The organism is Oceanobacter kriegii DSM 6294 (assembly GCF_000422845.1).
Taxonomy (GTDB): domain Bacteria; phylum Pseudomonadota; class Gammaproteobacteria; order Pseudomonadales; family Oceanobacteraceae; genus Oceanobacter; species Oceanobacter kriegii.
Genome location: NZ_AUGV01000003.1, coordinates 216,941 through 242,421, shown reverse-complemented (window position 1 = coordinate 242,421; position 25,481 = coordinate 216,941). Strand labels below are relative to the sequence as shown.

At 57.2% G+C, this 25,481-nt stretch carries 20 protein-coding genes; 11 read left to right on the top strand and 9 right to left on the bottom strand.

What is annotated here, in order from left to right:
- Positions 1–9: 9 nt before the first annotated feature.
- The 4 genes from atpA (at position 10) to G516_RS0101030 (ending at position 4,395) form a co-directional block, all read left to right on the top strand.
- Positions 10–1,548, top strand: a complete 1,539-nt coding sequence (gene atpA / locus G516_RS0101045; protein WP_028292076.1) for a F0F1 ATP synthase subunit alpha — start codon at positions 10–12, stop codon at positions 1,546–1,548.
- A 67-nt stretch (positions 1,549–1,615) separates the two neighbouring features.
- Positions 1,616–2,476, top strand: coding sequence for a F0F1 ATP synthase subunit gamma (gene atpG, locus G516_RS0101040; protein ID WP_028292075.1), 861 nt, complete (start codon positions 1,616–1,618; stop codon positions 2,474–2,476).
- A 37-nt stretch (positions 2,477–2,513) separates the two neighbouring features.
- The gene (gene atpD, locus G516_RS0101035) at positions 2,514–3,908 is read left to right on the top strand and encodes a F0F1 ATP synthase subunit beta (RefSeq protein WP_028292074.1); all 1,395 of its coding nucleotides are present in this window, start codon (positions 2,514–2,516) and stop codon (positions 3,906–3,908) included.
- A gap of 58 nt (positions 3,909–3,966) precedes the next feature.
- Complete coding sequence (locus G516_RS0101030) at positions 3,967–4,395, top strand: F0F1 ATP synthase subunit epsilon (protein WP_028292073.1); 429 nt, start codon at positions 3,967–3,969, stop codon at positions 4,393–4,395.
- Between the two features lie 362 nt (positions 4,396–4,757).
- Here the strand turns inward: G516_RS0101030 and G516_RS0101025 are convergent, their stop codons facing one another.
- The 3 genes from G516_RS0101025 to G516_RS23595 form a co-directional block, all read right to left on the bottom strand.
- A complete protein-coding gene (locus tag G516_RS0101025; protein ID WP_245582579.1) occupies positions 4,758–5,603 on the bottom strand; it encodes a histone deacetylase family protein in 846 nt (281 codons plus the stop codon).
- A 62-nt stretch (positions 5,604–5,665) separates the two neighbouring features.
- Entirely contained in the window at positions 5,666–8,122 is a 2,457-nt protein-coding gene (locus G516_RS23600; RefSeq protein WP_051218808.1) for a putative bifunctional diguanylate cyclase/phosphodiesterase, read from the bottom strand.
- Positions 8,119–9,081, bottom strand: coding sequence for an ABC transporter substrate-binding protein (locus G516_RS23595; RefSeq protein WP_051218807.1), 963 nt, complete (start codon positions 9,079–9,081; stop codon positions 8,119–8,121). The genes G516_RS23600 and G516_RS23595 overlap by 4 nt, the downstream gene beginning before the upstream one ends.
- 24 nt (positions 9,082–9,105) lie before the next feature.
- Here G516_RS23595 and G516_RS0101010 point away from each other — a divergent pair, with 24 nt between their 5' ends.
- The gene (locus tag G516_RS0101010; protein WP_156878916.1) at positions 9,106–9,477 is read left to right on the top strand and encodes a hypothetical protein; all 372 of its coding nucleotides are present in this window, start codon (positions 9,106–9,108) and stop codon (positions 9,475–9,477) included.
- Between the two features lie 193 nt (positions 9,478–9,670).
- Here G516_RS0101010 and argH read toward each other — a convergent pair whose 3' ends face one another.
- Positions 9,671–11,065 (bottom strand): argininosuccinate lyase, encoded by a 1,395-nt coding sequence (argH, locus tag G516_RS0101005; RefSeq protein WP_028292070.1) that lies wholly within the window; start codon positions 11,063–11,065, stop codon positions 9,671–9,673.
- Positions 11,066–11,261: 196 nt separating this feature from the next.
- Here argH and G516_RS0100995 point away from each other — a divergent pair, with 196 nt between their 5' ends.
- From G516_RS0100995 to G516_RS20515, 6 genes are all read left to right on the top strand, one after another.
- Positions 11,262–12,314 carry a sensor histidine kinase gene (locus G516_RS0100995; protein WP_051218806.1) on the top strand — a complete coding sequence of 351 codons (1,053 nt, stop codon included), beginning with the start codon at positions 11,262–11,264 and terminating at the stop codon, positions 12,312–12,314.
- A 7-nt stretch (positions 12,315–12,321) separates the two neighbouring features.
- Entirely contained in the window at positions 12,322–13,095 is a 774-nt protein-coding gene (locus G516_RS0100990; RefSeq protein WP_245582578.1) for a LytR/AlgR family response regulator transcription factor, read from the top strand.
- A gap of 145 nt (positions 13,096–13,240) precedes the next feature.
- Positions 13,241–14,182 (top strand): hydroxymethylbilane synthase, encoded by a 942-nt coding sequence (gene hemC, locus G516_RS0100985; protein WP_028292067.1) that lies wholly within the window; start codon positions 13,241–13,243, stop codon positions 14,180–14,182.
- Positions 14,183–14,185: 3 nt separating this feature from the next.
- The gene (locus G516_RS20520) at positions 14,186–14,941 is read left to right on the top strand and encodes a uroporphyrinogen-III synthase (protein ID WP_051218805.1); all 756 of its coding nucleotides are present in this window, start codon (positions 14,186–14,188) and stop codon (positions 14,939–14,941) included.
- Positions 14,942–15,071: 130 nt separating this feature from the next.
- Complete coding sequence (locus G516_RS0100975) at positions 15,072–16,361, top strand: uroporphyrinogen-III C-methyltransferase (RefSeq protein ID WP_169449483.1); 1,290 nt, start codon at positions 15,072–15,074, stop codon at positions 16,359–16,361.
- Complete coding sequence (locus G516_RS20515; RefSeq protein WP_051218804.1) at positions 16,358–17,551, top strand: heme biosynthesis HemY N-terminal domain-containing protein; 1,194 nt, start codon at positions 16,358–16,360, stop codon at positions 17,549–17,551. Before G516_RS0100975 ends, G516_RS20515 begins: the two co-directional genes overlap by 4 nt.
- Positions 17,552–17,665: 114 nt before the next feature.
- On the opposite strand, the gene G516_RS0100965 is transcribed toward G516_RS20515, so the two are convergent.
- From G516_RS0100965 to ubiD, 5 genes are all read right to left on the bottom strand, one after another.
- Entirely contained in the window at positions 17,666–18,916 is a 1,251-nt protein-coding gene (locus G516_RS0100965; RefSeq protein ID WP_156878915.1) for an ABC transporter substrate-binding protein, read from the bottom strand.
- 237 nt (positions 18,917–19,153) lie between these two features.
- Complete coding sequence (locus G516_RS0100960) at positions 19,154–19,999, bottom strand: mechanosensitive ion channel family protein (RefSeq protein WP_456090126.1); 846 nt, start codon at positions 19,997–19,999, stop codon at positions 19,154–19,156.
- 657 nt (positions 20,000–20,656) lie between these two features.
- Positions 20,657–21,940, bottom strand: coding sequence for an ABC transporter substrate-binding protein (locus G516_RS0100955; RefSeq protein WP_084644779.1), 1,284 nt, complete (start codon positions 21,938–21,940; stop codon positions 20,657–20,659).
- A 498-nt stretch (positions 21,941–22,438) separates the two neighbouring features.
- A complete protein-coding gene (locus tag G516_RS0100950; RefSeq protein WP_051218803.1) occupies positions 22,439–23,479 on the bottom strand; it encodes a 2Fe-2S iron-sulfur cluster-binding protein in 1,041 nt (346 codons plus the stop codon).
- Between the two features lie 484 nt (positions 23,480–23,963).
- Positions 23,964–25,469: a 4-hydroxy-3-polyprenylbenzoate decarboxylase gene (ubiD, locus tag G516_RS0100945; RefSeq protein ID WP_028292061.1), complete on the bottom strand. Its 1,506-nt coding sequence runs from the start codon at positions 25,467–25,469 to the stop codon at positions 23,964–23,966.
- Positions 25,470–25,481: the final 12 nt, after the last annotated feature.

Here is a 25,481-nt window from a genome sequence, read left to right as displayed (position 1 = left end):
GACGATTGCATGCAGCAACTGAATCCATCTGAGATCAGTGAAGTCATTAAAAAGCGCATCGAAAGTCTCGATGTGACTTCACAAGCCCAGAACGAGGGCACCGTCGTATCTGTATCCGACGGTATCGTTCGTATTCACGGTCTGGCTGACGCCATGTACGGTGAAATGATTGAATTTGAAGGCAACGTATACGGTCTGGCACTGAACCTGGAACGCGACTCTGTTGGCGCGGTTATCCTGGGTGATTACCAGGATCTGGCTGAAGGTCAGACTGCCAAGTGTACTGGTCGTATTCTGGAAGTACCTACTGGCAAGGCTCTGCTGGGTCGTGTTGTAGATACTCTGGGTAACCCAATCGACGGCAAAGGCCCAATCGAAGCCGCAGAAATGCGTCCGGTTGAGCGTGTTGCACCAGGCGTTATCGCCCGTCAGGGTGTAGACCAGCCACTGGAGACCGGCTACAAGGCCGTTGACTCCATGGTACCGGTAGGCCGTGGCCAGCGTGAGCTGGTGATTGGTGACCGTCAGACTGGTAAGACTGCGATGGCGATCGACGCCATCATCAACCAGAAAGGTACCGGCGTTAAGTGTATCTACGTTGCCGTAGGTCAGAAGCAGTCTTCCATTGCTAACGTTGTACGTAAGCTGGAAGAGCACGGCGCTCTGGAACACACCATCATCGTTGCCGCTGGTGCAGCCGATCCTGCAGCAATGCAGTTCCTGGCTCCATACTCCGGTTGTGCGATGGGTGAATACTTCCTGGACAACGGTGAAGATGCTCTGATCGTATATGACGATTTGACCAAGCAAGCCTGGGCATACCGTCAGATCTCCCTGTTGCTGAAGCGCCCACCAGGCCGTGAAGCATACCCGGGTGACGTTTTCTACCTGCACTCCCGTCTGCTGGAACGTGCATGTCGCGTAAACGCTGACTACGTGAAGTCTGTAAGCGGTGTTGAAGGCAAGACCGGTTCCCTGACCGCTCTGCCAATCATCGAAACCCAGGGTGGCGACGTTTCTGCGTTCGTACCGACCAACGTAATTTCCATTACTGACGGTCAGATCTTCCTGGAAACCAACCTGTTCAACTCCGGCGTACGTCCGGCGATGAACGCGGGTATCTCTGTATCCCGTGTAGGTGGTGCTGCACAGACCAAGATCATCAAGAAGCTGGGTGGCGGTATTCGTCTGGCTCTGGCTCAGTACCGTGAACTGGCGGCATTTGCCCAGTTTGCTTCTGACCTGGACGAAGCTACCCGTAAGCAGCTGGAACATGGTAAGGCCGTAACCGAGCTGATGAAGCAAGGTCAGTACGCCCCTATGTCTACTGCTGAAATGGGTCTGGTGATTTTCGCTGCTACTGAAGGCTTCCTGGAAGACGTTGATGTAGCCAAGATCAAGTCCTTTGAAGCTGCTCTGCTGAGCTACGCCAACAGCGAATTTGCTGAACTGATGGCGAAGATCAACGTTAAGGGCGACTACAACGACGAGATTAAGGCTGGCCTGATTGAGTGTATTGAAACCTTCAAGAACTCACAGTCCTGGTAAGTCCTGTGCTGGCGGCCCCTCGGGTGCTGCCAGCTGGATTCAACCTTCAACGTAAGGCAGCTTAATTATGGCAGTCGGTAAAGAAATTAAAGAGCAGATTACGAGCGTAAAAAGCACGCAGAAAATTACTTCAGCAATGGAAAAAGTTGCTGTAAGTAAAATGCGTCGCGCTCAGCTGCGTATGGAAAAAAGCCGCCCCTACGCGGAAAAAATCCGTAACGTAATTGGCCATCTGGCTAACGCGACTTCTGAATACCGCCATCGTTATCTGCAAGATCGCGACGTGAAACGCGTTGGTTACATTGTGGTTTCCTCCGACCGTGGCCTGTGTGGCGGTTTGAACAACAACCTGTTCAAGCGTGTTGCCCAGCAGTCCAAAGAATGGAAAGACCAGGGTGTTGATGTGGACTTCTGCTCCATCGGTGCAAAAGCTTCCCTGTTTTTCAACAACTTTGGTGGCAACGTTCTGGCTTCTTCTGCCCACCTGGGTGATGCGCCTGAACTGTCCAGTCTGATCGGTGCGGTGAAAGTGATGTTGGATGCGTACGATGAAGGCAAGATTGATCGCCTCTACATCGTCCACAACCGCTTTGTGAACACCATGACCCAACAGCCGGTTGCGGAACAAATTCTGCCGCTGAAAGCAGATGAAGAGTTCACCCGTGATCACTCATGGGACTACATCTACGAGCCTGGTGCTGAAGAAATCATCGACAGCCTGCTGGTTCGCTTCATTGAGTCTCAAGTGTATCAGGGTGTGGTTGAGAACAACGCCTGTGAACAGGCTGCGCGTATGCTGGCGATGAAAAACGCCACCGATAACGCGGGCAGCATGATCAACGACCTGAACCTGTTGTACAACAAGGCTCGTCAGGCGGCGATCACCCAGGAAATCTCTGAAATCGTTGGCGGCGCCGCGGCTGTATAAGCCGGGCACATAGGTTTTAAGTTAAGAGGAACCGAAAATGAGCGGATCTATCGTACAGATCATCGGTGCCGTAATCGACGTGGAATTCCCACGCGACACAGTACCAAAGGTCTACGACGCCCTGACCGTTGATGGTACCGAAACCACCCTGGAAGTTCAGCAGCAGCTGGGCGACGGCGTAGTTCGTACTATTGCAATGGGCTCCACTGAAGGCCTGAAGCGTGGCCTGAACGTGACTAACACTGGTGCTCCAATCTCCGTGCCTGTTGGTACCGAGACTCTGGGTCGCATCATGGACGTATTGGGTCGTCCGATCGACGAATGTGGCCCTATCGGTGAGAAAGAGACCTACTCTATCCACCGTAAAGCGCCAAGCTTCGACGAGCAAGCAAACTCCACTGACCTGCTGGAAACCGGTATCAAGGTAATTGACCTGGTTTGCCCATTCGCCAAGGGTGGTAAAGTTGGTCTGTTCGGTGGTGCCGGTGTAGGTAAAACCGTAAACATGATGGAGCTGATCAACAACATTGCGAAGGCACACTCCGGTCTGTCCGTATTCGCTGGTGTTGGTGAGCGTACTCGTGAAGGTAACGACTTCTACTACGAAATGGCTGAATCCGGTGTTGTAAACCTGGACGACAAAGCCGCTTCCAAGGTAGCAATGGTTTACGGTCAGATGAACGAGCCGCCGGGTAACCGTCTGCGTGTTGCACTGACTGGTCTGACCATGGCCGAGAAGTTCCGTGACGAAGGTAAAGACGTACTGTTGTTCGTTGACAACATCTACCGTTACACCCTGGCGGGAACCGAGGTTTCTGCACTGCTGGGTCGTATGCCTTCTGCGGTAGGTTACCAGCCTACTCTGGCTGAAGAGATGGGTGTTCTGCAGGAGCGTATTACCTCCACCAAGAACGGCTCCATTACTTCTATCCAGGCGGTATACGTTCCTGCGGATGACTTGACTGACCCATCCCCAGCGACCACCTTTGCTCACCTGGACTCCACCGTAGTACTGTCCCGTGACATCGCGTCCAAAGGTATTTACCCGGCGATCGACCCACTGGATTCCACCTCTCGTCAGTTGGACCCACTGGTAATCGGTAACGAACACTACGACGTAGCTCGTGGCGTTCAGAATGTTCTGCAGCGCTACAAAGAGCTGAAAGACATCATCGCGATTCTGGGTATGGACGAACTGTCCGACGAAGACAAGCAGCTGGTAGCCCGTGCTCGTAAGATTGAGCGCTTCCTGTCTCAGCCATTCCACGTGGCCGAGATCTTCACCGGCGCTCCTGGTAAGTACGTTTCACTGAAAGAAACCATCCGTGGTTTCCAGGGCATCCTGAACGGTGAATTCGACGAACTGCCAGAGCAGGCCTTCTACATGGTTGGCACCATCGACGAAGCGATCGAGAAAGCCAAAAACATGTAATCCGGGCTGGCGGAATTAACCCCGGTTGATTCCGCCTCCTCAACCTGAGGACAACGTTATGGCGATGACCGTACACTGCGATATCGTCAGTGCAGAAGAAAGCCTCTTTGGTGGTCTGGTAGAGCGAGTAATCGCTTCTGGCCAGATGGGTGAACTGGGTATTGAGCCGGGCCACGCTGCCCTGCTGACTCCCCTGAAGCCTGGCCCAGTCCGTGTCGTCAAACAAGGTGGCGCGGAAGAGGTTATCTACGTTTCAGGTGGATTCCTGGAAGTTCAGCCGAATGTCGTAACCATTCTGGCTGACACCGCAATTCGCGCTGATGACGTTGATGAAGCCGCTGCACTGGAAGCCAAGAAGCACGCCGAGCAGGCACTGGAAAATCAGAGTTCCGACCTTGATTACTCCCGCGCCCTGACTCAGCTGGCTGAAGCCGCAGCTCAGCTGCGTACCATTCAGCAGCTTCGCGAGAAACTGGGCAAGCACTAAGCTTTACCGGTATTCTTCTGAAAGAACCCACTCTGTTTACTCAGCGTGGGTTTTTTTATACCTGTGATTTGTGCTGCTGAAACGCAGCCAGCTGCGGCGATATATACTGGCCAGCAGCTTCGCGAGAAACTGGGCAAGCACTAAGCTTTACCTGTTTCAGAAAGAACCCGTCCGATGTAAGTCTGGCGGGTTTTTTTGTGCTTGGCGTCTGGCATGAATGTTGAATGTAGGCTGGGCCCCGCCCAGCAAATGTTGGGCATGGCCCAACCTACGTTTGTGATGATTGGCACCGCTGCCATGTAGGGTGCGCACTGCGCACCGTCTGATATGCTGGATGCAAACACTGGTGCGAGTTACACACCCTAACGCTCGCTGAACACCTGCCAGGCACTCTCCACCACCGAGGCATGCCGTCTGGCCAGTCGTGCATGGTCGCTGTCGTAACCACCTCCGATCACGGTCACAACCGGGATGCCGGCTTGTTGGCAGCGTCGTAACACCCACTCATCCCGCGCTTGTATGCCTTCCAGCGTCACGTTCAGGTGGCCAAGGGCGTCATGCTCCCAAACGTCGACACCAGCGTCGTAAATCACCAGATCGGGTTGTTGCTGTTCTAACAGCTGATCGAAGGTTTCCCTGACGACCTGTAGATAGGCGTCGTCATCCAGATAGCGCTCGAGGCCAATATCGAGGTCGCTCTGACTCTTGCGGAAGGGGAAGTTCTTCTCGCAGTGGATCGAGCAGGTGAAGGCTCTGGGCTCGTCCGCCAACAGGGCTGCCGTGCCGTCGCCCTGATGCACGTCGAGGTCGAAGATCAGTACCGAGTTGACTTCGCCCCGGCTGAGCAGGGTTTTGGCCGTGTAGGCGAGGTCGTTAACCAGACAAAAGCCGGAGCCAAAGTCATAGTGAGCATGATGGGTACCACCGGCAAGGTGACTGGCCATGCCATGTTGCAGTGCCAGTCGGGCGGCCAGCACGGTGCCGTTGGGGGCAGTAAAGGTCCGGTCGACCAGTCCCTGACTCCACGGCAGTCCCAGTCGCCGCCAGGCTTTGGGTTCAATGCTGTCGTCCTGCAAGCCCATCAGGTACACCGGGCTATGGGTAATGGCCAGATCGCTGATGCTGGCTTCCGCTGGCTGGTAGAGGTTGTCTGCTGTGGCAATGCCCTTGGCCACCAGATGATCGTACAGGCGTACGAATTTCGACATCACAAAGCGGTGCTCAGCAGGAAACGGGCACGAATAGTTTGGGTGGTAAACCAGCGGCAATCTCATGTTTCTACAGGTGACAGGTAGTCGATAAAGTCCTTGGGGTTCAGCGGTGCGCTGAACAGGTAGCCCTGGAATTTACCGCATCCGTGCTTCAGCAGGTAGTCATGCTGTTCACGGGTTTCGACCCCTTCGGCGATGATCTCCAGTTTCAGGTTACGACCCAACTGGATGATGTAGTCGATGATATTGGCGTTGGCCTTGTCGGCGTTGTGAATGTGGTTCACAAAGCTGCGGTCGATCTTGAGGGTCTGGATCGGCAGGCTTTGCAGGTAGCTGAGCGACGAGTAGCCGGTACCAAAGTCATCCAGCGAGACGGCGTAGCCGAGCTTCACCAGTCGGTGAATCAGCTCTCGTACCAGGCTCTTGTCGCGTACAAAGACGCCTTCGGTGATTTCCAGTTCGATCATTTCCGGCGCCAGGTTGGCGACTTTGGTGTGGTGCAGCAAACGGTCGAGGAATTCCGGGTCGAGGAATTGCGCCGGGCTGATGTTGATCGCCAGACGTTCGAATCCGGCGGGCAGGCAACCTTGCTGAATCCACTGCTGCAACAGGCTGCAGGATTCCGACAAGATCCAGTCACCGAGGTCGACAATCAGGTTGGCTTCCTCGGCGGCGGCAATAAAGATATCCGGCCGTACCGGCTTGCCGTGGTTCATCCAGCGGCACAGCACTTCAGCGCCGGTCACGCAGTTGTTTTCATCCACCTGAGGCTGGAACACCAGCGAGAACAGCTGGGCCTTGATGGCGTCGTGAAGGTCGTTGACCAGATTAAGCTTGTCCTGGGTTTCCCGCTGCATGTGTTCGTTGAACAGGCTCCAGGCGTTACGGCCGTTGGCCTTGGCGTAGTACATGGCGGTATCGGCCTGACGAATCAGGTCGGCCGCGGTGGTTTGCTGAAACGGGAACACCGAGATGCCAATACTGGCCGACAGGTGGAAGGTGTGGCGCTCATACACAAAGGGTTGCCGGAACTGCTCCAACAGCTGGGAGGCCAGCGTGGTGGCGCGGTCGATGGAGACGTTGACGTCGGCCACCAGTTCACCCTGTACCACCAGAAACTCATCGCCGCCAATGCGGGCACAGAGGTCATCGTCATTGCTGGAGTGTTTCAGCCTTGAGGCGGCCTCCCGCAAAATGGCGTCGCCAACCGGGTGGCCCAGCGAATCGTTGATGTTCTTGAAATGGTCGAGGTCGATAAACAGCAAGGCACCAAACAAACCGACGTCGCGGGCGGTATCGAGCTGCTGCTGGACCACGCTGAGGGCCATTTCGCGGTTGCCGAGGTTGGTGAGGTTGTCGTAGTGGGCGCGGTATTCAATTTCGACTTGCTTGCGGTGCAGCTCGGTGACGTCGCGGATCACCCACAGCACGTGTTGTTGATCGTTGCCGGAGTCGGCTTGCTGAAACGGCGACATGCGCGATTCCAGATGCATGCCGGCATGGTAGAGCGATTCAATGATCAGCTGGCCCTGCTCCAGCGCTGACTGCCAGCAATGACGCACCTTGTCCTGCTGGCTTTTGTCGATCCATTGCCACATCAGGGTGCCGGTGACACTCTCGTCCAGCTCCGGGATGTCGGTATTGCGAGAGCCAAACCGTTCGCAGATGCAGCCATTGCTGTCGATCACCAGCGCCAGGTCGGGAAAGGTCTGGGAGAACGCCCGCTCCAGTGCATGCTGGTGTTTAACCCGCCGGATCGAGTCGCGCAAGTGATGGTGCAGCTGCTCGAAGGCAATACCCAGCTGCTGGAATTCGCGGCTGCCGGATATCGCCAGCGTGGTGCCGGAATCGTTGCGGGTCTGGGAGTCGATGTATTGGCGCAGCTGTCGCATCGGGGTCAGTACCTGACCACGGATCAGACGGGCCATGCCATAGAAAAACAGCAATAAAATCCCCAGCACCAGCGCCAGCTTGTTGGAAAACTCCGACATCATGGCCTGGTATTCGCCACTCAGGTCATAGCTGGCGTAGATCGCTGCCCGCTCCATCTGGCGACTGCCTTCCGGGTAATAATGAATCGGCAGGACAATGTGCAGCAGATTGCTGTCCGGCTTCATCGACAACGGCTCGAAGGGTTCGACCTCAATGGCCGTGGCCTGGTTGGTCGCCCCCGGATAGCGTCGACCAATATCCGCCCGGCGGGTGGAAAACAGGTAACGATTGTTTTTGATCAGGTCGATGCGTTGCACGGTCGGGTGCGTGGCCATCATGGCGATGGTGCGGTCGGCCAATTCAAAATCGTCGTTGGTCAGTGCGTGTTGCACCTGTTGTTTCAGCACCGACAGCTCGTAGCGGATTTTGGTGTTCCAGTCGGAGGTGAAATTCTTTTCCGACAAATCAAACAGGAAGTAGCCGACCGATACGCTGACGGCGATGACCGCCAGTACCGTCCATGACAACAGCACTTCCCGGATGGAGTAGTGCTTGATCGGTTTTCCCTCGGGCTGCTGTTTCACTGCATAGCTCCCAATACAACGGCATCGGTGACATGTAGGGGGGGATACTCGCCTGAAGCGAGCAGGTCCTGATCATTGAGAATTCGATGCAACTGCATGGCGGTTTGTTGCACCGGTGCTGCCTGACTTTCTTCAGGTGGCTGCAAAAAGGCGAGGTTCTGGGTCAGGCTGGGAATATGAATGCCCTCCCAGGCACTGCTGATGTCGTCCAGCCCAAGGCGCTGGTTGGCGTAGCGGAGGGCTTCTGGCTGTTGCTGCTGCAGTTGCTGCCAGGCTTGATGAAAACCGCGTACCAGCGTAATCAGGGCACCCTTGTGGCGATTTACCAGATCGCTGTGAACCACCATCACATCAACGATCTGGCCGGGAATATCGGCGCTGGTAAACAGCGTGCGAGCGCCCAGCTCTTGCAAGTCATTAAGGACCGGCGTGAAGGTCACCACGGCATCAACGTCGCCAGCCAGATAGGCTTCCAACTGCTGGTTAACGTTCATAGGAATGATGGTGACGTCTTCGCGCGACAGACCGGCCTGTTGCAGCAACTGGGTGGTCATCAAGGCCCCGAGGGCGCTGGTTTCAGCAGCAATGCGCTGGCCTTTCAGGCCTGCCAGGCTGAGAATGCCCGGCTTGGCCACCACCGCATCGGCCCCCTGGGACTGGTCGCAGATCATGATGATGGTCAGGTCCATGCCTTCGGAGGCCAGCAACAGGGCCTCATCAAGGGTCAGGGCTCCGCCTTCCAGCACGCCCTGACGCAGGCCATCCATCACCGCCGAGGCATCCGGCATTTCCACCAGACGAATATTGGCGGGCTCCAGCAGATCCAGCTCTCGGGCAACGTACATCGGCTCGTAGCCCGGCCAGGTGTTGGAGCCGATGCGCAACAAGGAGGTCTCCTGCTGACAGCCGCCTAACAGCGAAAACAGGGCAAGGGTGAGCAGGAGTCGTACAGCAGCCACGAGGCCTCCAGGATAAAAAACTACGTGAAGTGTAGCAGTGGATTGGTCGCTTATCAGACCAATGGCGAGTGTTTTGGCGGGTGGCTTTGTGTACCCTGTTTCAGAGGCTCCCTAATCCGTTTCCGTTTCGGGCAGGTCATTATGAAAAAACACAATAAAAAGAATAAAGCCGAAAATCAGGCCATTTCCCGCTTTGAAAATTTCTTCTATCGCTTTGTGGCGTGGTTTCCGATCCTGACGTTGCCGTCAATCGTGTGGGAAATGTTTGCTGCGGAGGACTATGCACCGGCATCGCTGATCGCGGTGATGCACGCCGTGCTGGTGTTCCGTTTTGTCACCGTGGCCCAACAGCAGGGCTGGTTCAAACGTTTTTTCGGTAAGAAAGCGGCGGGATAAAGTAGTCTGGGGTCTGGGGTCTGGGGTCTGGGGTCTGGAGTCTGGGCCGGTAGGTTGGATAAACGAGCGCAGCGAGTGCCATCCAACGCTTAGGGGCTAATAACTTTCCAGCGCCAGGATCGCATCGCCAGATGGCTTGATGGGCACGAGTGCCCATCCTATGCGCCGACGCCCGACGCCCGACGCCCGACGCTTAACGCTGTGCCAGCAACGCCTTGGCACGACCAGCCGCAGCACGTACCTGGTTCGGTGCGGTGCCACCAATGTGGTCACGGGCAGCCACAGAACCTTCCAGAGTCAGCACGTCGAAGACGTCTTCGGTGATTTCGGTGGAGAACTGCTGCAGTTCTTCCAGCGTCATTTCGCTCAGATCCTTGCCAGTTTCTACGCCGTAACCCACCGCTTTACCCACGATTTCGTGTGCATCACGGAATGGAATGCCCTTGCGAACCACGTAGTCGGCCAAATCGGTCGCGGTAGAGAAGCCACGCTTGGCGGCTTCATACATGCTTTCCTTGTTGGCTTGCAGGTGCGGAGCCATGTCAGCGAAGGCACGCAGGGAGTCACGCAGGGTGTCGACGGTGTCGAACAGCGGTTCCTTGTCTTCCTGGTTATCCTTGTTGTAGGCCAGTGGCTGGGACTTCATCAGGGTCAGTAGGGAGATCATGTGGCCGTAAACACGGCCGGTCTTGCCACGCACCAGTTCCGGCACGTCCGGGTTTTTCTTCTGCGGCATGATGGAAGAACCGGTGCAGAAGCGATCTGGCAGATCGACAAACTGGAACTGGGCAGAGGCCCACAGCACTAGCTCTTCCGAGAAGCGGGACATGTGCATCATGATCAGTGACGCCGCGCTGGTGAATTCAATGGCGAAGTCACGATCAGAAACGGAATCCAGGCTGTTTTCGGTCGGTGCATCAAAGCCCAGCAGTTCGCAGGTGTAAGCGCGGTCGATCGGGTAAGTGGTACCGGCCAGTGCAGCCGCGCCCAGTGGCATCTGGTTAACGCGCTTGCGGCAGTCCTGCAGACGGGCGTAGTCGCGGGTCAGCATTTCGTTCCAGGCCAGCAGGTGGTGACCAAAGGTCACTGGCTGAGCGGTTTGCAGGTGGGTGAAGCCCGGCATGATGGTGTCGGCTTCTTTTTCGGCCAGTTCTACCAGACCCTGTTGCAGGCGAGTCAACTCAGCGGAGATCACGTCGATCTCGTCGCGCATGTACAGACGAATATCGGTGGCCACCTGGTCGTTACGGGAACGGCCGGTGTGCAGCTTCTTGCCAGTGATGCCGATTTTCTTGGTCAGACCGGCTTCGATGTTCATGTGCACGTCTTCCAGCGCCACAGACCATTCGAATTCACCGCGTTCGATTTCAATACGAACTTCTTCCAGACCACGGATGATGTCGTCACGCTCGGCGTCGGTCAGTACGCCCACCTTACACAGCATTTTGGCGTGGGCGATGGAGCCCTGAATGTCCTGACGGTACATGCGCTGGTCAAAGTCCACAGACGCCGTGTAACGAGCGACAAAGGCATCGGTTGGTTCGGAAAAACGGCCGCCCCAGGAGGCATTGGTGGCTTGATCAGTCATGGGTATCCCTCAGAAAACGCAGTTTGGCTGCATCGGTCAATTCAAAGCGCAACAGTATACCTGCGCAGCGGTGGCGGGTTAACCCGAATACACCGCTGACGGCGGGTCAAATCACGCTGATGTGGAACAGGCACTTGCCGGGATAGCGGGCGGACGCCACACTGGGCGCTTTGTGACCCTCACTGGTACTGCCCGGATGTCGATGCCCGCAAGGGCGGCCGAACACAGCCGCAAACAACAATTACTGGAAGCTTTTTTCCTGCCCGACCTTTGCAACACCCGCGCAATCCTCTATTTGCTGGCGGTCAGTGAAGGTCTGGTGATGATTCTGACGCTGATGGAATCCACTCTGGAAGCCTTCTCGATGCAGCGTTTTGGGCTGGTGTCGCTGTTTGTGCAGTGGGTAGCGCTGATATCGGTGGCCTTGCTGTGTCAGTTACGGCGGCTGTTGGTTGGCTTGCAGGTGCTAACCGCGTCGCTGCTGGCGTTGCTGCTGGTGCAGCTGGTGACATTGGCGGTGGGGTTGATGGCCGACTGGCTCTGGCCCAGCCTGGCCTACGATACCGACTGGCTCTGGCTCGGGCGCAATGCCTTGGTCAGTGCCTTGGTAACGGCGCTGGCGCTGCGGTACTTCTATGTGCAAAGCCAGTGGCGGATGCAGGCGCAGGCGGAGCTGCGGGCACGTCTGGCGGCCTTGCAGGCCAATATTCGGCCGCATTTCTTTTTTAATACCCTCAATACCGTGGCGGCGCTGATTGTGACGGACCCCGACAAGGCCGAAACCATGTTGCTGGATTTGGCCCAGCTGTTCCGGGTGGTGTTGAACGGCGACGACCAGCCATCCACGCTGGCGCAGGAAGTCGAGCTTGGTCAGCGTTATCTCGATATTGAACGCACGCGTCTGGGTGAGCGTTTGAGGGTTGAATGGCAGCTGCCTGAGCCAATGCCGGATGTGGTGCTGCCGTCGCTGGTGTTGCAGCCGCTGCTGGAAAACGCCATTTACCATGGGGTGCAGCCCATGCGTCAGGGCGGTTGGGTGCGAGTGAATGCCCGTCAGCTGTCGCCCCGGCAGTTGTGCATCGAAGTAACTAACGCCCGTCCGGAAAAACCGACCGCTCGTGGAAATGGCATTGCCCAGCAGAACATCGGTGCCAGACTGGCGGCCATGTTTGGCGATGACGCCCGGCTACAGATTCATGAAACACCCGAGCAGTATCAGGTTCGGCTATTGGTTCCGGTAGCCGCATGAGGAGTTGATGATGGGATATCGAACCTTGCTGGTGGACGACGAGCCATTGGCCCGCGAACGGTTGGCCCGCCTGTTGGAGGCCCACCCACAATTTGAACTGGCAGCGGCCCTCGACAGTGGCGATGCGATGCTGGAATGGCTGCAACAGCACAGTGCCGAACTGGTGCTGCTGGATATTCAGATGCCTGGCCGCACGGGGCTCGAAGCCGCTGCTGAGCTGACCTCGATGGCCCAGCCACCGCTGGTGGTGTTCTGCACCGCCTACGATGAGCACGCTCTCGAAGCCTTCGGCGTAGATGCCATCGACTACCTGTTAAAACCGATTCGACGGGACGATCTGAGCCGGGCGTTAGGCCGCGCCGAGCAACGGCTGGCGCTGCGTCAGCCTGCTACTGAGTTGGCGAGTGGATTGACTCAAGAACCAGCGGCCGATGCCTCTGGCACAGATGCTCGCTCTCACTTGTCTGCCCGTACTCATAATGGTCTGGAGCTGATCCCGATCGACGATGTGCTGTATTTCTCCGCCGATCAGAAATACGTCAATGCCGTTCATGAGCAGGGGCAAACCCTGATCGACGACAGCCTCAAGCAACTGGAAGAAGAATTTGGCGAACGCTTTGTGCGGGTGCATCGCAGTGCGTTGGTGGCCCGTGATCGCATGACCCGGCTGGAAGCCCAAACCGGCGGCGGTCATCGCTTGTATCTGCGCGGTCAGGAAGAAGGCATCAGCGTCAGCCGCCGCCATCTGGCCGATGTACGACGGCTGATGAAGCGGTTGTAATACGGCGTCATCGATTATTCCGGTTACTACCTGAGTATGTCTCTGGTCGGCTTGAGCCAGATCAGCGGTCGTATTTCGCGCAGACAAAGGCGGCTGCTATGATGCCCGCAATTCTGAATCGACCGTCTGAATCTCAGGGACCGCCATGTCTGCTATCAAAACCCTTCGAATTGCTACCCGTAAAAGCCCGCTTGCTCTGTGGCAGGCCGAACACATCAAGGCGCGGCTGGAAGCCATGCACGACGGTTTGCAGGTGGAGCTGGTGACCTTCTCGACCCAGGGCGACAAGATTCTCGATACCCCGCTGGCCAAGATCGGTGGCAAGGGTCTGTTCGTCAAAGAGCTGGAAAACGCGATGCTGGATGGTCGTGCGGACATTGCTGTGCACTCCATGAAGGACGTGCCGATGGAGTTTCCGGAAGGTCTGGAGCTGGGGGTCATCTGCGAGCGTGAAAATCCGCTTGATGCCTTTGTTTCCAACCAGTACAAGAGCCTTGATGAGCTGCCGCAAGGGGCCGTGTTGGGTACCTCCAGCCTGCGTCGTCAGTGTCAGGCTCAGCAACTGCGTCCGGATCTGGTTGTGAAGTCACTGCGTGGCAACGTCCAGACCCGTCTGGGCAAGCTCGATGCCGGTGAGTTCGACGCCATCATTCTGGCTTCTGCCGGTTTGCTGCGCATGGAAATGGACGATCGCATTGCGTCTTTTATTCCGGCAGAACAGTCGCTGCCAGCCGGTGGTCAGGGTGCTCTGGGCATTGAATGGCGTACTGGCGATACGGAGATTCAGGAGCTGATTCGCCCGCTGGGCCATGCAGAAACCACCGCCTGTGTATTGGCCGAACGGGCCTTGAACCGTCGCTTGCAAGGTGGCTGTCAGGTACCGATTGCGGCCTATGCCGAGCTGGATGGCGACAACCTCAGCCTGCGTGGTCTGGTCGGTGCGGTGGACGGCAGCAAGATGCTGACCACGGCGCAGGCGGGTTTGTCTGCGGATGCCGAAGCCATTGGTATTCGCGCCGCAGAACACCTGCTGGAGCAAGGTGCCGGTGAAATCCTGAAAGACGTGTACGGCCACGAGGTCAAGTAAACCGTGGCCCATGTGATTGTTACTCGCCCGGCGGGACAGGGTGAGGCATTGGTGCAGCAGCTGCAAGCCAATGGCCATTCGGTGGCGTCGATGCCCTTGATGGCCATCAGCGCCGTTGCCGACAGTAGCGCCGAAGCGCGCTTGTGCCGCACTCGCATGCTCGACCTCGATCTCTATCAGCACGTTATCGCCATCAGTGCCAATGCGGCCCGCTATGGTCTCGACCTGCTCGATGAACTGTGGCCTCAGCCTCCCATCGGTGTGCATTGGTATGGTGTTGGTCCTGCCAGTGCCGAACCCATGCGTGAGGCGGGTTTGACTGTGCAATTGCCGCACTCCCGATATGACAGTGAAGGCCTGCTGGCGCTGCCAGACTTGCAGGTGGTGGCGGAACAACGCATCCTCATCTGGCGGGGTGTCGGCGGCCGTGAGACGCTGGCCACCGTGCTGCGTGAGCGCGGTGCGACGGTGGATTACGCCGAGTTGTACGAGCGTGTCGAACAGCAATACAGTCCGGCCCAGTGGCAGCAGGTGTTGTCAGACGAAGGGAATAGCTGGTTGTTGCTCAGCAGTGGTCAGGCCCTCGACATTGTGATGGCGCAATTGCCAGACCTGCCACAGCGGCTGGCCGGCATTGTGCTGCCAAGCGAGCGCGTGGCCGATCAGGCCCGTGAGCTTGGCTTCCGGCAGGTGCTGGTACCCGCCAGTGCGCGCGATGACGATATGCTGGCTTGCCTTGCAAGCCACTTTAACGGATAACTGAACCAGCCCGTTTTGGCGGGCTGTGCCGGGTGGTTCTCCCCGGTTTTTTCAAACGGATCACAGGAAGTTAATCGTGGACGATAACGGCAAGCCAAATTCAAACCGGAAGTCAGACCCGAAGACAACCGTGAGTACTCCTTCATCGAACTCTTCACCAGGCTCGTCTTCGAAAAATGCCGACAAGGCTCCAGACGAGCTGGAAAGCGTTTCCCTGTCGCTCAGTATTGAATCGGCCGACGTCGAGGACGTCGCCGCCAGCAAACCGGATACGGCTGACAGTTCTCCTGCGGATAACAAGACGACTGCCGATGCGCCCAAAGCCGCGGCGAAAAAGCGTCAGGCTGCCGACAAGGCTGTGTCTGAATCCGCCTCTGAAACAGCGCCATCGAAAGGCCGTGGCTTCGCGGTGCTGTTGGCTTTGTTGCTGGCTTTGGTTGCCTTGCTGGTGGCCGGATACAGCGTCTGGATGAATCAACAGCAGCTGGTGCAGGTGAATGCTGACCAGCAGCGAATAGAAGGTATCCAGCGCCAGCTGAACGGTGCCTTGTCAGCCCAGCAGCAAGCCAGTAGCCGTGCCCAGGCGTTGGCCGCCGACAATCGTCGCTTGCTCGATGAGCTGGAAGCCTTGTCTCGCCAGACCCGCCACAATGACGCCCGTTTGGCCGAACTGGCCGGTTCCGACCGTCAGGATTGGCTGGTGGCAGAAGTCGAATACCTGCTGCGGTTGGGCAATCAGCGCCTGAATCTGGAGCGCGATGTCAGCGGTGCGCTGGCAATGCTGGAAGCTGCCGACAAGGTACTGGCTGAAACCCGCAACCCGGGCTTTGATGGCGTGCGGATGGAAATCGCCCGCGAAATCCAGTCCTTGCGTCTGGTGCCGGGCGTCGACCGGGTGGGTGCAGTGAGCCGTTTGCAGGCCATGCAGGATACCCTTGGCGAGATTAACTGGATGCCGGACGTGCGTTTCGAGACCAGCACGCCTGAGGCCTCGGCCAGCAATGAAGAACGCAGCTGGTATGTCCAGCTGTGGTTTGAAGTACGCGAGGGGTTGGGTCAGGCGATCCGGATTCGTCGCACAGACACGCCGGTCGATATCCCGCTGTCCCCCGAGCAATCCTACTACCTGCAACAGAACGCCCGTTTGATGCTGGAACAGGCTCAGCTGGCGATGTTGCGCCGTGATCAGAACCTGTACGACCGCAGCCTGAAACGGGTGTCCGAATGGATCGGCCGCGCCTTGCCGCAGGACGATGCCGCCACCGTCACCTTGCAGCAGCTGGTGACCGAATTGGAGGGCTGGAAAGTCAGCCCGGCGGTACCGGACATCAGCGGTTCCTTGCGCCTGTTGCGCCAGCGTCTGGCCCAGACTGAAGTGGTGCTGCCCGCAGCTGAGCAGGATGCAGGAGGTCAGCCATGAAGCGTTGGCTGCTGTTCTTTGTTGTCACCATGGTGGTGGGCCTGACGCTCGGCTCGCTGAGTGGTGAGGATTCAGGCTACGTACTGCTGAGCTGGGGGCCGTATCGGGTTGAAACCAGCCTGTGGGTGTTCCTGCTGCTGCTGACGGCGTTTGTACTGGTGATGTACTTCCTGTTCCGCTTCAGTCTGGTGATGCTGGGGTCGGATTGGCGCTTTAACGAATGGCGCCGCAATCGCAAAACCAGCCGTGCTCGCAAGCAGACCACTCGGGGTCTGCTGTCGCTGGCGCAGGGCCAGTGGGCACGGGCTGAACGCTTACTGACCCGCAGTGCAGCCAATACCGACATGCCGCTGATTAACTATCTGGCTGCCGCCCGGGCAGCCTATGAGCAAGGCAAGCACGAAGCCACCGACGAGCTGCTGAACTCGGCCAACAAGAGTACCCGTGGGGCAGAGCTGGCGGTGGGTATTTCCCATGCCCAGTTGCTGATTTCCCGTGGCCAGCGCGAACAGGCGTTGGCCGTGCTGGTGAACCTGCGTGACAAATACCCTCGCCACACCTATTTGCTGAAGCTGCTGGTGCGTTTGTATCAGGACCTTGAAGACTGGGTTGCCCTGCACGAGCTACTGCCGGTGATTGGCAAAGCGGGCAAGGTACCGCAAGACAAGCTGCGTGAGCTGGAGCAGAAGGTGTATCTGCAACTGATCGACCGCACCGCTCGCAGCAGCCAGTCGAAACAACCGGCGGCGGCGATCCAGAAGCTCTACAAGGGCATGCCTCGCTACTGCCGTTACAACGCCGATATTTTGATGCGCTACGTTACTGCGCTGCACGATCTTGGCGAAGATGAAATGGCCGAAGCCGACCTGCGTCACGCGCTGACGCACGTTTGGCGCGATGACCTGGTGCAGGCCTACGGCAACCTCCACGGTGCCGATGTCAGCCGTCGTTTTCTGTTTGCCGAGAAACAGCTTACCGGGCGTCCGAACGACCCGGTGCTGTTGTTGGTGTTGGCTCGTCTGGCCAACAAACAGGAACAGCCGGAGCGTGCGCGGGAATTCCTGCAAACCGGTTTGCGCCTGAAAAGCCTGCCGGAGCTGAACGCCGAGATGGGCAAGTTGCTGGTGCAAGAGCAGGATCATGTTGGCGCCAGCCGTTACTTCCAGCAGGCACTGGCCACTCGCGACTGAGGGCTGGTGAAGCGCCCGGCTGTTAGTGGGTAGCTGTTAGTAGACGGCGGGTGGTCTGAATGGATAAATATTCAGCGCTGCCATCAGTGATGGCTCACGGCAGCGCTGGTGGTTTTATTGCAATACCAATGGCTTGCCCGCGGCCTTGCGGGTTTGCTCCCACTCGGCGCGGGTCTTCACCGCCACCGAGCCGGGAATGTTCAGCAGTATTTCGAAAAAATCTTCCTTGAAGGTGTCCTTCAACACCTCGTTTCTGGCCTTACCCCGCACCACATACACCGATTGCACGTTCTGGTGATCAAAGTCGCGCCAGGTTTGTGGGTCCTTCAGGGCGGTGTAGCTATGGTTTTCCAACGCCGCAATCAGCTTGTTGGTATCGAGGCTGCCTGCTCGCTCGGCGGCATCACGAAACTGATAGACGATGCTGTAGGCCGATGCGGCCGAACTGGACGGGTAGGTACGGTAGCGGGTGCTGAAGTTTTTGACGAACTCCTGGCCCTTGGAATAACCGTAAACAAACGGCACTTGCCAGCTCCAGGGCACTGCCCCGACCACGCCTTCCATCACCCCGGCACCGGCAGATTGCGCCATGCCGAGCGTGAGGTTGGGCACTACAATCTGCATGCGGTCTTTCAGCCCCATACGGTAGGCCAGCTTCAGCGCGGTGGCCATGTCGTCACCAAACTGGATCAGCATCAGCACATCGGCGCCAGAACGCTCGGCGGCTTCCAGTGCGGCTTCAATATCGGCCTGACGTGGCCGTGGGAAAGGCACCGTCATGGCCGGATGGGCCTGGGTGTCTGCGGTATTGGTGAAGGTGCGCAGCGACGACTCCACCGAGTGGCCCCAGCTGTAGTCGGCCGTCATATAAAAGACCTTTTTATCGGCCAGGCTCGGCGTTAAATAAAACGCCAGTGCCTTGGCTGCCATCCAGGCGTTGTAGGTTTCCCGGAACATGTGCCGGTGACCTTCTTCGTCGGTGGTTTCGTTGGCGTAGGTCAGAGTGCCAAAGTAAATCAGCTTTTGTTTGGCTGCTTCCTTGCCAGCGGCAATGGCCACCGCGCTGGAAGCACCGCCAAACAGCATGGCCGCGCCCTTGGACGCCAGATCGCGGACGTTGTCGACAGCCTTGTCCGGTTTGGACGCGGTGTTAGCGGTCAGCAGGTCCAATGGCCGCCCCAGCACCCCGCCGGCAGCGTTGATCTCTTCAATGGCCATCAAGGCACCGCGAGCCTGGGCAATGCCCTGCTCTTTGTAGCGCCCTGTGGATGGGTAGTTAAGGCCCAGTTTGATGGGCTCGACGGCCTCTGCAATCAGGCTCAGGGCCAGCAGAGGCAGTAGCAGGAATCCAGATGGTTTCAGCATATCGATTTCCTATCTTGTTATTTTTATATAAGACATGATCTGCCGATTTTGCGACCAATGCAGTGGGGCTTTGGTCTGATACGCTGGTTGCGTTTGGGGAATATTGGCTACTGTCCGCCAGCTGTCGCTCGTGTTGGCGCAAAACGCGGCGTGATGACGCCGCAACAAAAACGGGCACCCGCAGGTGCCCGTTTTCGTGTGATGCAGTGACCGCTCGGCGGCCGAAGATAATAGCTGTTATGCCTTGTCTTCGGCTTCCTTATGCAGGTGCACATCCATTTGTGGGAACGGAATTTCGATGCCTTCTTCGTCGAACTTCAGTTTCACTTTCTCGGTCAGGTCCCATTTCAGGGCCCAGTAGTCGGAGGCTTTTACCCACGGGCGAACAATAAAGTTTACCGAGGAATCGGCCAGCTCGTTTACGGCAACGCGGTACTCCGGGTCTTTCAGCACGCGCTCGTCGGCGGCCAGCATTTCCTGCAACAAGCGCTTGGCCTTGAGCAGGTCGGAACCGTAGGAAATACCCACCACCAGGTCGAGACGACGGGTCGCTTCTTCCGAGTAGTTGGTCATGGTGTTACCAAACACGTTGGAGTTTGGCACGGTCACCACGCGGTTATCCGGGGTTTTCAGACGGGTACTGAAAATGGTGATCTTGTCGACGGAGCCGGCAACGCCGTCCACTTCAACGTAGTCACCGACCTTAAATGGACGGAACAGAATCAACATCACGCCAGCAGCGAAGTGCGACAGTGAGTCTTTCAGTGCCAGGCCAACGGCCAGACCGGCGGCACCCAGCAAGGTGATCAGCGAGGCGGTTTCGAGACCCAGCTGCGACAGCGAGATAACAATGACCAGAACCAGCAACAGCGAACCCAGTACGGTGCTGATGAAGTTGGTCAGGATCGGGTCTACCTTGGCGCGCCCCATGGCGCCGGTCACGCCTTTCAGGATCAGTCGGGCCAACAGGCGGCCAACGAAGAACACCACCAGAGCCATGACAATCTGGGTGCCCCACGGCAGCAGATAGTTCGCCCAGATTTCCTCGGTCGAAAGCGAGGTCATTTCTTTAAGCCAATCCACAGAAACTCCTTGGTATTGAATTGATAGCATTAAAAGCAACAGAAACGTGTTGTATCACAGCCTGTGACCACGGATATGACAAAAGTTTGCAGAAATAGCCGTGGCATTGCGGCTGGCGTCTGTATTTGGCCACTGGATTGAGCTGCTTTGGGCAGTGATCAGGGCTGGTTCTTGAGTACAGACGCTAGGGACCCTCTGAATAACTCGGTGCCCGCTCTGGATGACAGGGCGAAGCTGAATCACGAAGCTGATTTGCAGGCCTGACGGGTCAAGTCAAAAATCAGCGACACAGAGTCAGCAATGCCATGCCATCCCCGCAGGGCGCGGCCTGCAGGCCGCCAGAACGGTGTTAGCGAATTTGGAAAGGACTAGTCATTCCACTGCATTCGCCGCCTTGTTCTGACAACCTGCAGGACTCGCGCAGAGCTGTGCAGAGTTATTCAGAGGGTCCCTAGCCACCCTAACAGGGAGGCAGATACAGGTATGGCGACAGTGTGTCAGTAGAGCTGGCTGGATTTCAACCATTTGTGGCTGCCTGGCCGGGAATATTGAGTCATTGCTCAGTCGGTGCGACAGAAACGTTAAAGGCCGCTCACCAGCAGGCGAGCGGCCTTTAATGTTTGGGGGCCTCTGAAGAACCAGAGGCTTGCTGAAAAGCTACAGGCGGGTTGGTTGGCCTGCCTCCATACGGTCGGTTTTCCACTCGTCTTCGGTGCGGGCACTGACGGAGCCTGGCAGGCTCAGCATGACTTCAAAGTAGTCGGAGCGCAGTGGCGACTTCATAACGTCGTCCCAGGATTTGCAACGTACGACATACACAGACTGAATGTTCTGGTGGTCGAAGGCGCGCCACTGCTGTGGTTCTTTCAGCAGGGAGTACTTGTGGCCTTCCAGTGCATCGATCAGGTCGTTGCTGTTAAGGCCGCGGGCATTTTCGGCCGCTTCCTTGATCTGATAAACAATGCTGTAAGCGGATGCTGCCGGGCTGTCCGGGTACTGGTCGTACTTCTCAACGTAGGCGTTGACGAAGTCCTGGCCACGCTGGTAACCGAATTCAAACGACACCTGCCAGGTCCATGGCACCGTGCCGACGATGCCTTCCATCAGCGAGGCACCGGCATTGGCGGCCATATTCTGGGTCAGGCTTGGCACAATGATCTCCATGCGCTCTTTCAGGCCCATCTCGGTCGCCATTTCCAGCGCGGTTACCATGTCGTCGCCAAACTGAATCAGCATCAGTACATCGGCACCGGACTCATCCGCCTGAATCAGGGCATTTTCGATCTCGGAATGGCGTGGGCGTGGGTAAGGTACCTGAGCCGCCGGGTGGGTTTGTACATCGCCGGTGTTGGTGAAGCGGCGAATGGACTCTTCCATGGAATGACCCCAGCTGTAATCGGCGGTCAGGAAGAATACCCGGCGGTCTTGCAGCTGTTGGTTGAGGTAGAACGACAGTGCCTTGGCGGTCATCCAGGCGCTGGCGGGCTCACGGAACATATGGCGGTGTCCAGCGCTGCCGGTGGTTTCGTTGGCGTAGCTCAGCGCTGCGAAAAAGAGCTTGTCGTGGCGGGCGGCTTCCTTGCCGGCGGCGATGGCGACATCACTGGAGGCGGCACCAAACACTACGTCGGCACCCTGCTTGATCAGGCTATTCGTGGCTGCGACGCCTGTTTCAACCTTACCAGCGGTGTTTTCAGTCAGTAGTTCAACCGGCTGTCCCAGAATCCCCCCTTGGGCGTTAATCTCTTCAATTGCCAGCAAGGCGCCCTGCGCCATATCAAAGCCTTGTTGCTGGTAACGGCCGGTGGTTGGATGAACCAGGCCAAGTTTGACACTGCTGGCGATGGCTTGTTGGGTCAACAAGCCGCCCAGCAAAAGCAGAAGCGGGGTTTTCAGACGGGACGCTGTGAGCAGGTTGAACACACGACCGAATACTTCCATTTATTTCTCTCCGGTGATGGGGGGTAATTAACAAAATGATTATCATTTGATAATGATTATCAAATACAATTGATGGTTTTGTAAAGAGTGGTTTGGCCAGAATCCGTTTTGGCACTCGCTTTGAAGGGGTACAGCGGGGTGAACTTGAGGGTCCTAACAACACTTTTGTAAGTTAATTTTACTATTAAAATCAGTGCCTTAGGAAAATCTGATGGCAAGGAAGTATTGAGCCGAAAGCATGAAAAACAGTACGGTCGATCAATTTACAATGGTTCAAATTTGACATATGGAATTCGGGTTAACCGGCAACGTGAACGAGATTTTGCGCTCTATATCGTCGCTCTATATCGGTGCTCTAAGGGGAACGTTGTAAGGAAAGCAGGCAGGTGTAGGTAGTGCGGAGAAGTCGTGCAGGGAAGTCGTGAGTTGGAAAGAATAGCGCCGCTCATCGCCACGACAGAACGCTGGGCTACCGGCTGAACCGGTAGCCCAACAGCATCAGCCTTTGGCCGGGCGAGTTGCCCAGGCAAACACATCCGAGTGCAAATTGGCTTCGGTCAGACCCAGTGGTTCCAGCTGGTCGAGGGTGCCGAACACCATGTTGGGAGAGCCACAGGCGTAGGCGTGAATGCCTGACAGGTCACGGAAATCGCTCTGGATGACTTCGTAAATCCATCCCGCACGGCCATCCCAGTCTTCCGCTGCTTGCTCCAGAATCGGGTGGAAGTGCACATTACTGTGCTGCTTGACCCATTCAAACGGCAGCTGGTTCAGGTAGAAACCGCCGCCATGGCGGTTGGACCAGTACAGATGAAGCTCTTTCTCCGGCTCCAGAGCCAGAATGCCTTCGGCCAGCGCCTTGATTTGGGCAAAGCCGGTGCCGGCACAAATCAGCAGGATCGGCTTGTCGCCAAATTCTTTCAGCTTGTTGGCCGACACAAAGCAATCGCCCATTGGCAGCGTGGCGGTAACCACCGGCTGGGACTTCAGGAACTCAATCACCTTGGCGGCCGTGTCACTGGCGTTGGCAATGTGCAGTTGCAGCGCACGCTCGTCGCCACCGGTCAGGCTGCCCGGCGCACTGGCGATGGAGTACGGCAGCTGTTTGGCTTCGCCATCCAGCTCGACGTGCAGCATCAGGTATTGGCCAGGCAGGAAATCCAGCGACTTGCCAGCGGGTGCCAGCAGATCAACGATGACGACTTCTTCATTGGCCTGTGTAACGGACTGAATCTGAAAGCCCAGCTCTACCTGTGGCTTGTCGTCCGGGTGTTTGACGTTCGACATAAAAATTTCGGTATCCGTGGTCGGTATGGCTACGCAACATAGTACCTGATTCTTTTTCTCAAGTACGTGCTCGCCGATGGGATTGCTGAAACGGACGGTTCCTTGTCGCAAATCCGCTTTGCAGACCTCACAAATGCCGTTTTTGCAGGCCACCTTCATCTTGATACCCGCGGCTTTGGCCGCTGCCATGATGGTTTGGTCTGGCTCGCAAGGGATGGTGATATCGGCAGGGAGGAAATGGATTTGGGGCATGGTGGGTTCACGCGTGCTGTTGCGATGGGCACCGCAGAGCAAGTTGGACCTTTTGCCTCTTGGGGAGAACTTCTCCCGGAGCGCCGTATCGCCCCGGCGGCAAGCCATCCCCTCTGCTTTGCGCTACCGATTCGCTATTCGTTTTTTGCTCTGGCTCACAACGAACTCGCCCGGATGCGGCATCCATGCCTTAACCGGGCTATCCGGCCATCCATGGCCGTGATGTCCTGTTCGCCCTCCCCAAAAACGGCTCATCTTGATGCGCGGTTGTCGGGAGCCGAAACGCTGCTTCTTATTCATTGTAGGTTGGGCCACGCCCAACAACGCTGTGGGAGGCAGCTTGCTGCCGATGGTTTATCGAGAGCAAGCTCTCTCCCACACTCTTGGCCAGACCTCAGACCTCAGACCTCAGACCTCAGACCTCAGACCTCAGACCTCAGACCTCAGACCTCAGACCTCAGACCTCAGACCTCAGACCTCAGACTCAAATATTCCCGCCGTTTTCCGGCAGTTTGATGCCCAGCTGGTCCCAGATGTCGTCGACGTGGCTGACGACGGCGTCGTCTTTGACGATTGGCGTACCCCATTCGCGGGTGGTTTCGCCGGGCCATTTGTTGGTGGCGTCCATCCCCATTTTCGAGCCCAGGCCGGAGACCGGTGAGGCGAAGTCGAGGTAGTCGATCGGGGTGTTTTCAACCAGCGTGGTGTCGCGAGCCGGGTCCATGCGGGTGGTGATGGCCCAGATCACGTCTTTCCAGTCGCGGGTGTTGACGTCGTCGTCGACCACAATCACGAACTTGGTGTACATGAACTGACGCAGGAACGACCACACGCCCATCATCACGCGTTTGGCGTGGCCGGCGTACTGCTTCTTCATGCTGACGATCGCCAGACGGTAGGAGCAACCTTCCGGCGGCAGGTAAAAGTCGACGATTTCCGGGAATTGCTTCTGCAAAATCGGTACAAACACTTCGTTCAATGCCACGCCCAGTACTGCTGGCTCATCGGGTGGACGGCCGGTGTAGGTGCTGTGGTAGATCGGGTCCTTGCGGTGGGTAATACGTTCTACCGTGAACACCGGGAAGTTATCGATTTCGTTGTAGTAACCGGTGTGGTCGCCGTATGGCCCTTCCGGTGCCATGTCGTCCGGGTGAATCACACCCTCCAGCACGATTTCGGCGGAGGCCGGTACCTGCAGGTCGTTGCCAATGCTCTTCACCAGCTCGGTTTTGCTGTCGCGCAGCAGACCGGCAAAGGCGTATTCGCTGAGGGTATCCGGTACCGGTGTCACTGCGCCCAGAATGGTTGCCGGGTCGGCGCCCAACGCTACGGTTACCGGGAATGGCTTGCCCGGGTTGGCTTTTTGCCACTCAAGAAAATCAATCGCGCCGCCACGGTGGCTTAGCCAACGCATGATGATGCGGTTCTTGCCAATCACCTGCTGGCGGTAAATGCCTAGGTTATGGCGGTCTTTGTGAGGCCCTTTGGTGATCACCAGCGGCCAGGTAATCAGTGGCGCGGCGTCGCCCGGCCAGCAATGCATCACCGGGATTTTACCCAGATCAACGTCGTCGCCTTCAATCACCACCTGCTGACAAGCGGCCTTGCGGACTTCTTTGGGTCCCATGGTCAGCACTTTCTTGAAAATCGGCAGCTGATTCCAGGCGTCTTTCATGCCTTTTGGTGGCTCCGGCTCTTTCAGAAAGGCCAGCAGCTTGCCGACTTCACGCAGCGCTTCGACCGAGTCTTCGCCCATGCCCAATGCCACGCGCTTGGGCGTACCAAACAGGTTGGCCAACACCGGCATGTCGTAACGCTTGCCGTCTTTGGTTACCGGGTTTTCAAACAGCAGCGCCGGGCCGCCAGCGCGCAAGGTGCGGTCGGCGATTTCGGTCATTTCCAGATGGGGATCGACCGGATGGCTGACGCGAACCAGTTCGCCTTGCTTCTCCAGCTGATCGATAAAGTCACGCAGGTCGTTGTATTTCACTTGGGTGCCTCG